This is a genomic window from Actinomadura formosensis NBRC 14204 (assembly GCF_001552155.1).
Taxonomy (GTDB): Bacteria; Actinomycetota; Actinomycetes; order Streptosporangiales; family Streptosporangiaceae; genus Spirillospora; species Spirillospora formosensis.
Genome location: NZ_BCQQ01000039.1, coordinates 1 through 14149 on the forward strand (window position 1 = coordinate 1; position 14149 = coordinate 14149).

A 14149-nucleotide genomic window follows, 5' to 3' on the forward strand; every position below is an offset into this window, starting at 1 on the left:
CCCGCCGCCCGGCGGCGGGCCGCTGAGCCGCCGCAGGGCCCCGGCTCGGCGCAGACCCGGCCGCAGCTGACCTCTCCCGCTCCAGCGCCGCCACAGGCGCCTTCAGGCCCGCGCGACGGCTCCGGTGCGCCGCGTCCGCCCGCGCCGCGTCCGCCCGTCCCCGAGGCACGGCCGCCGGCACGCGCCCCGCAGCCTCCGGCTCCGGCGCAGGCACCGCCTCCACAGGCACCACCTCCACAGGCACCGGCGCCGCGGCCTCCGGCACCGGCCGAGCGTCCGCCGGTTCCCTCCGCGCGTCCGCCGGCTCCCGCGCGGCGCCCCCCCGAGACCCCGGCGGCCCGCAAAACGCCGAGCGACCCGCATGGTCTCCCGGTAGCGCCGCTCTACGGCCAGGGCAAGCGGAGCGACACCGCCACCCGCGGCGAGCCCGTGGCCAGGCCCCACGAGGTCCCCGAGGGGCTTTCCGAGGTCGTGGTCATGCAGAAGGTGGTGCGGCCGGAGCATGTGCAGCACTACCTGGAGGGCGGCTATGACCTGGTCGCCGGTTACGTGCACCGGTTGCAGGACGTGCGGGAGATCCGGTCCCCCGCCGCGATGATCCGGGCATTGGGCCTGGTGTACGAGGGATCCCCGTTCTCGCACGCGGACGAGCAGATCTTCATGATCCGGTGGCCCGCGGTGAAGCCGGCGCTGTTCCGCCGCCCGCTGGGCGGGATCGACGAGTGGAGCATGGGGATCATCCCCGGCGGATGGGTGATCGAGCGTGCGCCGTTCCCGGGTTCGGGATACGCGCCGGGCGAGGGTCCCGCGATCCCCGAGTTCAAGATCGAGAGCCAGCGGCTTCCGCACGGTGCCGAGCTGCACCGGCTGGACGCGCGCGGTGCGCGGACGGTCGTCGCGGTTTACGATGCGGACCTGCGCAGATGGCTGGTGAAGCTGCCTGGAGGACGAGGGTGAGCATCCGGCACGGCTTCTATGCGGGCTGGCGGGGCGCCGAGTACGAGGCGAGCCCCGACGGCGACCGGGTGCGGCTCTACACCGCGCGGCGCACGGACGGGTTCCAGCAGATCTCGCCCGACCGGTACGTCCAGGTGGTGCCCCTGTCCGAGGTGGAGCGGCTGCGGTACGTGACCACGCACTGCACCTGGCGCGGCGAACCGTTCGTGGTGCTCGGCGAGCACGAGGGCTGGCTGCGCGTGGAGTACGGCGGCGGCAGGGCGCCGGTCGCCGAACGGCTCGGGCTGGAGCTGTTCGACCGCGGCGTGTACCAGGCGTGGGCCTCCCGGCACGAGGTCGAGGACCTGCACGAGGAAACCGTCTGAGACGGAGAACGGTGGGAGGGGCCTGGGCATGGCGGTCATCGACATCAACGCCGACCTCGGCGAGGGATTCGGCGTCTGGGAGCTGGGCGACGACCTGGCGCTGCTGGACGTGATCACGAGCGCGAACGTGGCGTGCGGGTTCCACGCGGGCGATCCGCTGATCATGCGGCGGGTGTGCGCGGCGGCCGTCGAGCGCGGCGTGACGATCGGCGCGCAGGTGTCGTACCGGGATCTGTCCGGTTTCGGACGCCGCGAGATGGACGTGGCCGCGTCCGAGTTGACCGCCGAGATCCTGTACCAGCTCGCGGCCCTGGACGGGATAGCGCGTACGGAGGGCGGCCGTGTGGCTTACGTCAAGCCGCACGGCGCGCTCTACAACCGGGTCAGCCGTGACCCCGTCCAGGCCCGTGCGGTGGCCGAAGCGGTACGGGCGTACGACCCGTCACTTCCGCTGCTGACCCTCCCCGGCTCTGTGATGCACGACGTCGCCGAGGACCTCACCGTGGTCGCGGAGTGTTTCGCCGACCGTGCCTACACCCCGTCCGGGGAACTGGTGTCCCGCCGTGAACCGGGGGCCGTGGTCCATGACGAGGAGACGGTCGTCCAGCGGGCGATCAGGATGGCCATGGAGAACACGGTCGTCGCGCAAGACGGCAGTGAGATCGTGCTCAAGGCCCGTTCCATCTGCGTGCACGGTGACACACCCGGCGCGGTGGCGCTCGCCAAGTCCGTCCGGTCGGCGCTCTCGGAGGCGGGCATCGTCCTGGAGCCGTTCGCGTGAAGGTGCTGAGGGCCGTCCCGGACGCGGCGCAACCGCGTCCCGGGCAGCAGGTCCGCTTCCGCCTCTAAACCGGTCCGCCGTCAGGCCAGGCGGTGGGCGAGCTCGGCGAACGCGTCGCGCACGTCGTCGGCGGTGAGGAGCGTGAGGTCGTCGGGGGTGGCGCGGTCGCCGAGCCCGGCCACCCTCAGCGCCCGGCACGCGCACGCCTTCTCGTACATGGAGCGGGCGAAGCGCCCGTTGCCGAACTCGTCGATCCGGCCCGTCCCGCAGACCCGCTGGAAGACGAGGGCGAGGTCGTCCAGGGCGCCGTCCTCCCAGCGGTCACCGCCCTGCTCGGCGATCAGCTGGGCGATGCGGAGCAGCTCGTCCGGCCCGTAGGAGGGGAAGTCCACGCACACGTCGAACCGTGAGGCGAGCCCCGGGTTGGACGCCAGGAAGCGGCCCATGTCGGCGTCATAGCCGGCGAGGACGACGACGAGCCGGTCACGGTCGTCCTCGGCGCGTTTGAGCAGGGTCTGCACCGCCTCCGCGCCGAACGCGTCACCGCCGGAGTAGCCCGGGTTGCTCAGCGCGTACGCCTCGTCCACGAACAGGACGCCGCCGAGCGCCGAATCGATCACCTTGTTGGTCTTGAGGGCCGTCGCCCCGAGGTGCTCACCCACGAGGTCGGCGCGCTGGGCCTCGACCACCTCGGGCCTGGCGAGGAGCCCGGCGGCGGCGAAGATACGACCGAGCACGCGTGCGACGGTGGTCTTTCCGGTTCCGGGAGGCCCGGTGAAGACGAAATGGCGTGTCGGCGGGCGGGTCACCAGCCCCTGTTCCTGGCGCATCCGGGCCACCTGCAACTGCGCGGCGATCTCGCGGACCTGCCGCTTCACCGGTTCGAGCCCGATCATCGCGTCGAGCGAGCCGAGCGCCTCGTCCAGCGTCGGTGTCTCGGCGTAGCCGCGGTACCGCTCGGTGACCTCGGCGAACGCGGTCTCGACGTCGTCCGCGCGGAGGGTGACCAGGTCGTCGGCGCTGGGCGTGCCCGGCCCTCCGGACGCCGCCACCGCGTCGACGACCCGCACGTCCCGCGCGCGCGCCGCCGCCTCAGCCAGGGACCGGACGAACCGCCCGTTGCCCAGTTCGTCGACGATCCCGCGCCGTTCGACCTCCTCGAACCGCGCGGCGAGGTGTCGCCGGGCCTCCGGGTCGAGCCGGTCCTCGCGGAGCCCGGTGTGGTACTCGGCGATCTGGAGCAGCTCGGACGGGCGGTAGGAGGGGAAGTGCACGCGCGTGCCGAACCGTGAGGCCAGCCCGGGGTTGGAGTCGAGGAACTCGGCCATCTGCGCGTCGTACCCGGCGAGGATGATGACCAGGTTGTCGCGGTCGTCCTCGGCGCGCTTCAGCAACGCCTGGACGGCCTCGTCACCGAAGCGGTCGGGCTGCCCCTCAGCGGAGTTGGCCAGGCTGTATGCCTCGTCAATGAACAAGACCCCGCCCAGGGCGGAGTCGATGAGCCGGTTGGTCTTGATGGCCGTGGCACCGAGGAACTCACCCACGAGATCAGCACGGTGAGCCTCGACCACGGCCGGCTCTGGCAGCAGCCCGAACGCGTAGAAGATTTTGGCCAGCACGCGCGCGACGGTGGTCTTGCCCGTTCCCGGTGGGCCGACGAAGACGAAGTGCCGCATGGGCTTCTCGGTGGGGACACCGGCGGCGGCGCGCATGTGCGCGGCCTCGATGGACGCGGCGATGGAGCGGACCTGCCGTTTGACCGGCTCCAGCCCGATCATGTTCTCCAGCTCGGTGAGCGCTTCCGCGACGGAGATGTCCGGCGAGGCGTCGGCCCGGCGGTCGGGGGGAGGCGTGCGCTCCGGCACGGGGGCGGCCTGCGCCGCGGCGCGCTGCTCGTGGGCCGCTTGCGCGGCGCCCGCGGCACCGGCCTCCTCGCCCGCGCCCCGCCGGTCGGACCGGCCCGGCCGGTCCCTCCTGTCGGGGTCGGCCGGGTTCTTACGCGGTCCCGTCATGGCATCCCCCTTCGGGCTCGCCTGCTCCTGCACCCAGCCGGTCTCGTACGCCTCGGCGGGCACCGTCCGGCGTGCCCGGTCCCACCGGTACCCGAGGACGGCCAGGGCCGCGGCCCAGCCGGGCGCCGCGTTCGCCGCCGGCAGCGGCTGGGCGAGCACCGCCGTCGCCACCCCCGCGGCGGCCAGCGCGAGCAGGGTCGTGCGCCACGGCGCGTACCCGCGCAGGCGGTAGGCGGCGAGCGCCACGGGCAGGGCGAGCACCGCCAAGAGCGGCGTGGGGCTCAGGTAAAGCGGACCGCCGGCGTCCGGATAGAGCCCGCCGAGGGGCACCGACAGGGCGAGCCAGGACGCGATGACCGCGACGACCACCATGCCCGTGGGTGAGCGCAGGGTCAGATGGACCACGATCACAAGGATCACCGTGCCCGCCGCCACACCGAGGATCGGCCCGTCCAGGACGACCGTGCCCGCCAGGACCAGCGCGATCAGCAGTGATCCCCCCAGGAACCGCAGTCCCGGCGCGATCTGGAAGTAGCGCACCCGCAGGCGCTCGAAAAGATCCCGTGCCGCGGCGTCCTTCGCCGGGCGGGAGCGGGACCTGCCGAACAAAGCCATCAAGAGCGAGTAAAGCGCAGGACCGCCCGGAACGGGACTCCCCGCGCCCGGTTCGTTGGCGTCCGCCCCGCCCGCCTGCTGCGGAACGGGTGCGCCGCGGTCCCGAGACCAGGACATTCGTCCTGTCCGGAAGTGGAGATCCGAATCTACAGCCGGCACCGGCCGAATCCGTACCGTCGCCGTCATGGAAGTCAAAGCGACGCAAACGGCCACCGCGGTGGATATCACCGGTGTGACCAGGAGTTACGGGACGGTGCGGGCCGTGGACCGGCTCGACCTCCGGCTCGGCCGGGGGACGTCGGTGGCGCTGCTCGGCCCGAACGGCGCCGGCAAGTCCACGACACTCTCGATGATGCTCGGCCTGATCCCGCCCGACTCGGGCACCGTGACGGTCCTCGGCGCGTCCCCGGAGCGGGCCGTGCGGGACGGGCGCGTCGGCGCGATGCCGCAGAGCGGAGGGCTGATCGGCGGGGTGACCGTCCGCCGGCTGCTCGGCTTCGTCCGGGCCTCCTACGCGGCGAGGGCGCGCGGCCGTACCGTGCCCCCGCTGGACGAGCTGATGCGGACGGCGCATGTCACGGACCTGGCCGGACGGCGCGCCGACCGGCTGTCGGGCGGGCAGGCGCAGCGCGTCAGGTTCGCCATCGCCATGGCGGGCGCACCCGATCTCCTTGTCTTGGACGAGCCCACCGCCGGACTGGACATCGAGGCAAGGCGCGAACTGTGGGCCGGTGTGCGCTCCTACGCCGCGCAAGGGCGGACGGTGCTCTTCTCCACCCACTACTTGGAGGAGGCCGACGACTACGCCGACCGGATCGTCGTCATAGATCGCGGCCGCGTCATCGCCGACGGCACCAGCGAGGACATCAAGCGCCGTATCCCCGAGCGGACGGTCGGGTTCGACCTGGACCGTCCTATCGCGGCGGTGGACGGCCTGCCGGGCGTCATCGGCAGCGAGGTACGGGGCACCCGCGTGCACCTGCACACCACGGACTCCGACGCGACCGTACTCGCGCTGGCCCGGGCGGGACTGGTCCGCAACCTGGAGGTGACGGGCGCCGGGCTGGAGGAGGCGTTCCTGGCCCTGACCGGATCCCGGGGAGGCACACGATGATCGTCGACTATGTGCGGCTGGAGATGGTCCGGCTGCTGCGCGACCCCGGCTACCTCGTGCTGAGCCTGGTGTCGCCGCTGACGATGTACCTGGTGTTCACCAGCCTCGACCTGACCGGGCGACCCGGCCCGCAGGGTGCGGCGTACTCGATGGTGGGCATGGCGGGTTTCGGCGCGGTCGGCGCCGTGATGGGCAACGGCGTGTCCATCGCCGAGGACAAGCGGCTCGGCTGGATACGCCAGCTGCGTCTTCTGCCCCTCCGCCCGTTCGAGGCGGTCGCGGGAAGGACGCTGTGCGCGATGGCCGTCACTGTCCCGCCGATCGTCTCGGTCTGCCTGGCCGGAGCCCTGGTGAACGGGGTGTCGCTCAGCGTCGGCCAGTGGGCGTCGGTGCTCGTGCTGCTCTGGGTGGGCATCGCGCCCATGGCCGTGCTCGGCATCGGTCTCGGTTACCTGCTCACCGGGCAGCAGGCCCAGATGGCCGGTCTGGTCTGCTACATGGGTCTGTCCCTGCTGGGCGGCCTGTGGGCGCCGATCACGCGGTTCCCCGGCTGGCTGGAGCGCGTAGCGACCGCCACCCCGCTCAACCGGTACGGGGAGCTGTCCTGGCGGGTCATCGGTGGCGACGCTCCGGCGCCGGCCGGCTGCCTGATCCTCGTGGGCTGGGCCGTCCTGTTCGCGGTGTTCGCCGCCTACGCCTACCGGCGCTCGGCCCGCACGGTGTGAGATGTCCGTCCATCTACCGTGGTCTCGTGATTGAGGAGAACGACAGGTGATCCCCTGGAAGGGCACTCCGCAGCGGCGTATACCCGACCTGGACCTGGAGCAGGTGGACCGCAGCGGTCCCGGCGGCCACGCGTTCGTGTTCTGGCTCGTCGTCCTCCTCTGGCCGGGGTGGGATCTGGTGAGGGGCCGGACCCACCCGCTGTGGCTCGCGGTCGTGGCGCTGGTGGCCTTCGCGTTCCTGCATTTCGCCGTGGTCCGCACCGCTTTCGACGGGCGCTTCCCGATGCGGGTGCCGATCACGCTGCTGGTCGCCCAGACTGCGGTCGCGTCCGCCGCGGCACTGGCCTTCCACGGCCGCTGGTTCACCATGTTCCCGCTGCTGGGACTCGCCGCCGGGGTCGTCGTGGGGCACCTGCCCCGCAACGCGAAGGGCCCGGAGCTGCCGCTGCTCGTCGGCATCGGCGGCATCTCGTCCGTGAGCCTCCTCATCGGCTGGGCGGCCGGCGAGGGCGGCGCAGCGCTGGCCGCCAACTGGTACGGGACCGTGACGGCGGGTGTGGTCACCGCCGTGATCCTGCGGCTGTTCACCGTCATCGGCCTGCTCCGGGAAGCCCGGGAGGAACTCGCCGACGCCGCCGTGGCGCGCGAGCGGCTCCGCTTCTCCCGCGACCTGCACGACCTCCTCGGCCACACGCTGTCGCTCATGGTGGTCAAGGCGCAGGCCGTCCGCCGCGTCGTCGAACGCGACCCGGCCGTGGCCGCCGGGCAGGCCGCCGACATCGAGACCGTGGGACGGCGGGCCCTGGCCGAGGTGCGGCAGGCGGTCAGCGGCTACCGCGGCCGTGGCCTGGCCGACGAACTGGACGACGCGCGGGTGGCGCTGTCGGACGCAGGCGTGGATCTCACCGTCCGGCGCAGCGGGCACGCGCTGCCGCCGGAGCCGGACGCGCTGCTCGGCTGGGCGGTACGGGAGGGCGTCACCAACGTGATCCGGCACAGCGGCGCCGCGCACTGCGAGATCACGGTCCGGACCGACGAGGACGGGGCCGTCCTCCAGGTGAAGGACGACGGCCCGGGAAAGGGCGGAATCGGCGGATCCGGCGGTCACGGTCTGCGCGGCCTCTCCGAGCGGATGGAAGCGGTGGCCGGCACCGTCGAGGCCGGTCTCGTGCCGGGCGGCGGCTTCCTGCTCACCGTCACCGTGCCCGGCGCGGCGTCCGGCGGGACCGGTGGACAATGAGGCATGTGATCAAGGTTCTGCTCGCCGAGGACCAGGGCATGATGCGCGGCGCGCTCGCCCTGCTGCTCGGCCTGGAGGAGGACGTCGAGGTCGTCGCCGAGGTCGGAGACGGGGCGCGGGTGCTGCCCGAGGCGCTGCGGACCGTCCCGGACGTCGCCGTCCTCGACATCGAGATGCCCGGCCGCAGCGGTCTCGACACGGCCGCCGACCTGCGCCGTGAGCTGCCCGGCTGCAAGGTGCTGATCATCACCACGTTCGGGCGCCCTGGATATCTGCGCCGCGCCATGGAGGCGGGGGCGAGCGGGTTCCTGGTCAAGGACGGCCCCATCGAGGACCTCGTCTCGGCGCTGCGGCGCGTCCTGGCCGGGGAACGGGTCGTGGACCCGGCGCTGGCGACGGCGGCGCTGGCGGTGGGCCCGAACCCGCTGACCGGCCGGGAACGGGACGTGCTGACCGCCGCGGCCGACGGATCGACGATCGCCGACATCGCCGGGCGCCTGCACCTGTCGGAGAGCACCGTCCGCAACTACCTGTCCGCCGCGATCGGCAAGACGGGGGCGCGCAACCGCATCGAGGCGGTGGGCACCGCGCGGCACAACGGCTGGCTCTGAACCGGCATGTCCGCCGCCATCGTACGATCGACGGCGCGGGCCGCTTCCTCCAGGAGACCCCGGAGGACGGCTCGGCCACGCGATCGCGGCGTTCATGCGTTCTTAGGAGCCTCTTTGACCGACCCCACCGACGCCCTGCCCGGTCTTGATCCCGCCCCTGCGGGTTCCAAAGGGGTCTCGCGTGCCGCGGGCTACGAGATCGAGGACGAGCTGCGGGCCGCACGTCCGGTCCGGATCGCCGGAGTGGACGAGGTCGGACGCGGCGCCTGGGCCGGCCCGGTCGTGGTGTGCGCCGCGGTCACCGACCTGAGCCCGCCGCCCGTCCTGCCGGGGCGCGGGAAGAGGACCATCGCGCTGACCGACTCCAAGCTCCTCACCGAGGCGCACCGCGAGTCGTTCGCCGAGCTGCTGCCCGGCTGGCTCGCCGGGCACGCCATCGGCGCGGCGGGTCCCGAGGAGATCGACGAGGTGGGCATGACCGAGGCCCTGCGGCGCGCCGCCGTCCGGGCCCTGGAATCTCTGCCCGCCAGGCCCGACATGGTCATCCTCGACGGCAAGCACGACTTCCTGGGCGGGCCTTGGCGGGTCCGGTGCGAGGTCAAGGCCGACCAGAGGTCGGTCACGGTCGCGGCCGCCTCCGTCCTGGCGAAGGTTCACCGTGACGGGCTCATGGCAAAGCTGGACGGCGAGTTTCCCGGATACGGGTTCGCCGACAGCGCCGGATACCCGTCCCCCGTCCACCAGAAGGCGCTGGAGGAGCACGGGCCCACACCGCACCACCGGATGTCCTGGTCGTACCTGGACGACCTTCCACGCTGGCGGCATCTGAAGAAACACCGCGACCCCCTCGCGGGCGAAGGGCAGCTCAGTCTCCTTTGACGCCATCCCCGTGCCGTTCATGAGTCATCTCCGTCCGGCCGGGTAGGCGCTGTTCACTGGAGGTACATGCCATGGATGCCGTCGTGAAGAACCTGCTGCGCGAGTCCGGTCAGACGTTCGCCGAGGAGGCCGGCATAACGCTGAAGGACCAGCCGGGCCCGCTGTTCAAGCTCCTCGTCCTGGTGAACCTGCTGAGCGCGCGCATCTCGTCCGACATCGCGGTCGCCGCCGCCCACGAGCTGTTCGAGGCCGGGGGCGGCACGGCCCGCGGGATGGGCAGGATGTCGTGGCAGGACCGGGTGGACGCCCTCGGACGCGCCCACTACGTCCGCTATGACGAGAGCACCGCGTCCCGCCTGGGCGACACCGCCGACCTGGCCCAGGACAAGTACAACGGCGACCTGCGGCGCCTCGCCATCGAGGCCGGACGCGACACCGGGAAGGCTCGTGAACTGCTGCAGGAGTTCCCCGGCATCGGCCCCACCGGCGCGGACATCTTCTGCCGCGAGGCCCAGGCCATCTGGCCGTGGCTCCGCCCCTACATCGACGACCAGGTGAAGAGGGGCGCCGAACGGCTCGGCCTGCCCGCCGACCCCGGCGAGCTCGCCGGGAAGGTGCCGGACAAGGACCTGGCCCGGTTCAGCGCCGCCCTGGTCCGCGTCGCCCACGACAAGAAGCTCGCGGACCATCTGAAAGCCGCATGACCTCGTCCACCCGCGCGGATGGACGAGGTCACCGCATCGCCCGCGGGACGGTTCGTGCCGGTCAGTCCTTGCCGCGCGAGGCGACCCACTCCAGATTCCAGCCGTACGCCTGGTCGACGCTCATCTTCCCCCAGCGCGGACGGCCGGGCGGCGGCAGGATGAACCGTCCCTCGCGGCGGACGACCAGCTCACCGTTCACGTTCTCGATGAGCGCCAGGACCGCGTCACGGGACGCGTCCATGCAGTCGTCCATCCGCATGTCGATCGGCGGCGCGCCCACCGGGAACAGTGTGGCGATCGCGTCCAGGCCGCGGAAGTCGTCGGCGCCGTCGTAGATCTCGGCGAACACCAGGATCCGCTTGAAGTCACGGGTGTGGTCCAGATTGATGTGAAGGTTCTCACCCGTCTCGATGGCGCCGGTCCGGTCGTCCTTGTCGAGCTTGATGAACGGTGCGCGGTCCAATGCGCCCATGTCGCCGAGCGCGTGGATGATGCCCTTGCGGCCGTCCTGCAGCTCCCAGAGGCAGCACAGGTCCAGGTCGAGGTCGACGCCGCGGCGCCGCTTGCCGAGCCGCCCCTTGGCTACGCCCTCACGTGCGGTCCAATTGAGGTTGACGCGCATGTGCCCGCCCGTCGCGCCGTGCTTGGTGAGCGACACCGAGGGCGCGTTCTTCGTCAGGGAGATCTTGCCGCCGCTCTGCTGCGGCTGGGCCGCGCCAGGCGGAGGCGCGTACTGCCCAGGCGGGGGCGGGGGCGCGTACTGCCCGGGCGGAGGCGGAGCGTACTGGCCCCCTGGCGGGGGCGGGGGCGCGTACTGCCCCGGGGCAGGAGGCGGCGGGGGCGGAGCGTACTGGCCGGGGGGTGGAGGCGGAGCGTACTGGCCGGGCGGAGGCGGCGGCGTGTACTGGCCGCCGGGCGGAGGCGGCGGAGGCGCGTACTGCTGCTGTCCTGGCGGGACAGGCGCCTGCGGGGGCGGGGGCGGGGGCGCGGCCTGACCGGGGTCGTCGACCGAGATGCCGAAGTCGGTGGCCAGCCCGGCGAGCCCCGAGTCGTAGCCCTGGCCGACCGCGCGGAACTTCCACGCGCCCTGCCGCCGGTAAAGCTCACCGAGCACGAACGCCGTCTCCGTGGTCGCGCCCTGGCTGTCGAACCGGGCGACCTCCGTGCCGCCCGCCGCGTCCACGACCCGCACGTACAGCCCCTGGAACCGGCCGAACGTCCCGCCGTCCGCGGACGCCGCGATCACGATCCGGTCGATGGCCGGCTCGACCCGGTCCAGGTCCACCGACAGGACGTCCAGGACCGTCGGCCCCTGCCGCTTGCCCTCGTACCGGACCGCGCCGGACTTGTGCGCCGGCTGGTTGTAGAAGACGAAGTCGTCGTCCGAACGCACCCGGCCGGTCTCCGCCAGCAGGAGCGCCGACGCGTCCGCGTCGGGCACACCGGGACCGGCCTGCCAGCCCAGCTCGATCCGCACCGAGGGAACCGGCACCGGGGTGTTGGCGCCCTTCTGCATCGACATGAACGCTCCTCATCATCGGCCGACGTGACCAACCTACGGCGTGCCGCCCGGCCCCGCGACCTGCCATGAGAGGAGGACGCGCGGCGGCACCCCGGGGTTCCGTCCGCCCACGCGGGGCGTCAGGGGACGCGGGCGGTCCATTCGCGGGTGCTGAACTTGTCCGTGACGTACTTGTGCGCCAGGCGCAGCTCGTCATCGGTGACCCGGTCGCCGGTCAGCCCGTACCGGGTCCGGAAGTGCCCGATCATGCGGTCGATGATCTCCTCGCGGGCGAGCCCGGTCTGCCGCCGCAGCGGGTCGACGCGCTTCACCGCGCTGGCGATGCCCCTGTCGGAGATCTTCTCCCGGCCGATCCGCAGCACCCGCAGCATCTTGTCCGCGTCGATGTCGTAGGCCATCGTCACGTGGTGCAGCACCGTGCCCGCCGCGAGCCGCTTCTGCGCCGCACCGGCGATCTTGCCGTTGTCGGACGTGATGTCGTTCAGCGGCTGATACCACGCCCTGATCCCGAGTTCGCCGAGCGCGCCCAGCACCCAGTCGTCCAGGAACGCGTAGCTCTCCGCGAACGACATGCCCGCCACCAGCGTGTCCGGCGCGTACAGCGAGTAGGTGATGGTGTTGCCGGGCTCGATGAACATCGCGCCGCCGCCGCTGATGCGCCGGACCACCTCGACCCCGTGCCGCTCGGCGGCCTCGGCGTCCACCTCGTTGCGCAGTGACTGGAAGCTGCCGATGACCACGGCCGGGGACGCCCACTCCCACACCCGCAGCGTCGGCGGGCGGCGGCCCGCCCCGACCTCCTCGGCCAGCACCTGGTCGATCGCCATGTGCAGGGCGGGTTCCCGCGGCGGCTCGTGGATCAGCCGCCAGTCGTGGTCGCGCCAGTCCGACGCCCGCGTGACGGCCCGCCGCACCGCGATGCCCACGGCCTCGGCGGTGATCCCGAGCATCACCGTGCCGCGCGGCAGTCCCGCCTGGACGCGGGCACCGATCGCCCTCGCGTCGAGCCCGACGGGCAGCCCGTCCAGGACGCCGTTGATCGCATCGAGCGCCTCATCGGGTTCGAGGAAGAAGTCACCGCTGATCCTGGGGGCGCGCAGCAGACCGTCCACGACATCGACGTCGGCGACGACGAGCTTGCCACCGGGAACCTTGTACTCACCGTGCATCACGTACACCTGAACCCTGGCGCCGTACACCCCATTCCATGAGGTTCGACCGCGCGGACGAGGAGGTCCGCCGGCCTACGGGAAGCGAGCCTCATGCCGGACGGGAAAGTTGACCGAGTTGGCGATGAAGCACAGCTCGCCGGCCCGTTCGTGCAGCCCGGCCGCCCGCTCGGCCTGCCCGGGGTCGGCCAGCGTGACCCGGGGCCGCAGGACGACCTCCTCGAACCGCCCGCCACCGTCCGATGTCTCGGCCATCGTCCCGCACGGACGGTCCTCATACTCCGTGACCACGATCTTCTCGACGGCGCACAGATGCAGAAACCACAGCATGTGGCACTGCGCAAGGGACGCGACGAGCAGTTCCTCCGGGTTCCACCGGGAGGGATCACCCCGGAACGCGGGATCGGAACTTCCCACGATGGCGGGCTTGCCCGGTGCCTGAACCTCATGAGCCCGCTCATAGGCGCGGTAGGAACTCGTCCCAGCCCCGGTGTTCCCCGTCCACGTCACCGTCACTTCGTACTGATGGCTCTTCATCTCGGGCTCACCTTCGTCTCTCGCACCCGATCATTCTCCGCCACGGCAACGCGCTCCCCGGCATCTCGGTGAGCCGCTCCCCCCGGCATCCCTCCCCCGCCACCGTCCCACCTGCGACGTTCGCGATACCGGCCCGCAGGCCGTCATACTCTCCGTCGAACCGGGCCCCATCCCCATTGCTGAAGGAGTCGACGGCATGCGCTCACGACCGCTGTACGACGGCGTGGCAGTCCTCACGCGGCTCGGCGTGGGCGTCATCTTCATGGCGCACGGCTGGCAGAAGATCGAGGCCGGCATCACCGCGACCGGCCGCTCGTTCGGCGCCCTGGGCGTGCCGTTCCCCACCGCCGCCGCCGTCTACTCCACGTTCATCGAACTGCTCGGCGGGGCCGCGCTCATCGCCGGGCTGGCCCTGCCCGTCACCGGCATCCTGCTGTTCGTCGACATGGCCGGCGCGTTCGTCTTCGTCCACGCCGACCAGGGCCTGTTCCTCGTGGACGGCGGCAGGGTCCGCGACGGCTACGAACTCGCCCTCGTCCTCGGCATGGCCGGCCTGCTGTTCGCCGCGGGCGGCGGTGGCAGCCTGACCCTCGACCAGTGGGTCATCGGCAAACGCCTGCGCCGTCCGGACGACGACGAGGACGAGGAGGACGCCGCGAGCTTCGTGGAGTCACTCCGCCAGGCCGAACCGAAACCCGCGCAGAAATCCCGCCGCCCGGCGAAGACCCCCGCCGCCGCGCCCGAGCCCGCCAAGCCCCCGAAAGAGCCCGCCAAGGACTCCGGGGACGACCTGGTGGGGGCCGGCCGCCACAGGTCCTCCCGCCGCCGCCGCGCCGCGGCGACCCAGCCGGTCAAGCAGCCGTCCGCCGACGACGAGCCCCGCACCCCCTGACCCGAAGAGGGCGGGAAGCCACCCGC

At 72.3% G+C, this 14149-nt stretch carries 13 protein-coding genes and 1 pseudogene; 10 read left to right on the plus strand and 4 right to left on the minus strand.

Translation table 11 applies throughout. The annotated features are described in order from the left end of the window. Positions 1 to 429 precede the first annotated feature (429 nt). Genes AF1_RS34305 through AF1_RS12965 form a run of 3 tightly spaced genes read left to right on the plus strand, consistent with a single transcriptional unit; the run spans position 430 to position 2103 of the window. Complete coding sequence (locus AF1_RS34305) at positions 430 to 957, plus strand: hypothetical protein (protein WP_131732882.1); 528 nt, start codon at positions 430 to 432, stop codon at positions 955 to 957. Then, positions 954 to 1322, plus strand: coding sequence for a hypothetical protein (locus AF1_RS12960; protein WP_306303163.1), 369 nt, complete (start codon positions 954 to 956; stop codon positions 1320 to 1322). The genes AF1_RS34305 and AF1_RS12960 overlap by 4 nt, the downstream gene beginning before the upstream one ends. Positions 1323 to 1350: 28 nt before the next feature. Beyond that, positions 1351 to 2103: a LamB/YcsF family protein gene (locus tag AF1_RS12965; protein ID WP_067797268.1), complete on the plus strand. Its 753-nt coding sequence runs from the start codon at positions 1351 to 1353 to the stop codon at positions 2101 to 2103. 80 nt (positions 2104 to 2183) lie between these two features. On the opposite strand, the gene AF1_RS12970 is transcribed toward AF1_RS12965, so the two are convergent. Continuing rightward, positions 2184 to 4730 (minus strand): AAA family ATPase, encoded by a 2547-nt coding sequence (locus AF1_RS12970; protein ID WP_067797426.1) that lies wholly within the window; start codon positions 4728 to 4730, stop codon positions 2184 to 2186. Positions 4731 to 4914: 184 nt separating this feature from the next. Between AF1_RS12970 and AF1_RS12975 the strand changes: the two genes are divergently transcribed. The 6 genes from AF1_RS12975 (at position 4915) to AF1_RS13000 (ending at position 10003) form a co-directional block, all read left to right on the plus strand. Next, positions 4915 to 5844 (plus strand): ABC transporter ATP-binding protein, encoded by a 930-nt coding sequence (locus AF1_RS12975; RefSeq protein WP_067797271.1) that lies wholly within the window; start codon positions 4915 to 4917, stop codon positions 5842 to 5844. After that, positions 5841 to 6569, plus strand: a complete 729-nt coding sequence (locus tag AF1_RS12980; protein WP_067797274.1) for an ABC transporter permease — start codon at positions 5841 to 5843, stop codon at positions 6567 to 6569. Before AF1_RS12975 ends, AF1_RS12980 begins: the two co-directional genes overlap by 4 nt. A gap of 46 nt (positions 6570 to 6615) precedes the next feature. Further along, positions 6616 to 7809, plus strand: a complete 1194-nt coding sequence (locus tag AF1_RS12985) for a sensor histidine kinase (RefSeq protein WP_067797278.1) — start codon at positions 6616 to 6618, stop codon at positions 7807 to 7809. A 5-nt stretch (positions 7810 to 7814) separates the two neighbouring features. Then, positions 7815 to 8420: a response regulator transcription factor gene (locus AF1_RS12990; protein WP_067797281.1), complete on the plus strand. Its 606-nt coding sequence runs from the start codon at positions 7815 to 7817 to the stop codon at positions 8418 to 8420. Positions 8421 to 8555: 135 nt separating this feature from the next. Next, positions 8556 to 9299 carry a ribonuclease HII gene (locus AF1_RS12995; protein WP_067797429.1) on the plus strand — a complete coding sequence of 248 codons (744 nt, stop codon included), beginning with the start codon at positions 8556 to 8558 and terminating at the stop codon, positions 9297 to 9299. Between the two features lie 71 nt (positions 9300 to 9370). Then, a complete protein-coding gene (locus AF1_RS13000) occupies positions 9371 to 10003 on the plus strand; it encodes an HhH-GDP family DNA glycosylase (protein ID WP_067797286.1) in 633 nt (210 codons plus the stop codon). 1006 nt (positions 10004 to 11009) lie between these two features. On the opposite strand, the pseudogene AF1_RS37025 reads toward AF1_RS13000, so the two are convergent. From AF1_RS37025 to AF1_RS13015, 3 genes and pseudogenes are all read right to left on the minus strand, one after another. Next, positions 11010 to 11525, minus strand: a pseudogene (locus AF1_RS37025) (TerD family protein); the annotation flags it as partial. 119 nt (positions 11526 to 11644) lie between these two features. After that, positions 11645 to 12694: a lipoate--protein ligase family protein gene (locus AF1_RS13010; protein WP_067797432.1), complete on the minus strand. Its 1050-nt coding sequence runs from the start codon at positions 12692 to 12694 to the stop codon at positions 11645 to 11647. A 75-nt stretch (positions 12695 to 12769) separates the two neighbouring features. Then, complete coding sequence (locus tag AF1_RS13015; protein WP_067797297.1) at positions 12770 to 13231, minus strand: OsmC family protein; 462 nt, start codon at positions 13229 to 13231, stop codon at positions 12770 to 12772. 196 nt (positions 13232 to 13427) lie between these two features. On the opposite strand from AF1_RS13015, the gene AF1_RS35800 reads away from it, so the two are divergent. Then, entirely contained in the window at positions 13428 to 14123 is a 696-nt protein-coding gene (locus tag AF1_RS35800) for a DoxX family protein (protein ID WP_084262844.1), read from the plus strand. Positions 14124 to 14149 lie beyond the last annotated feature (26 nt).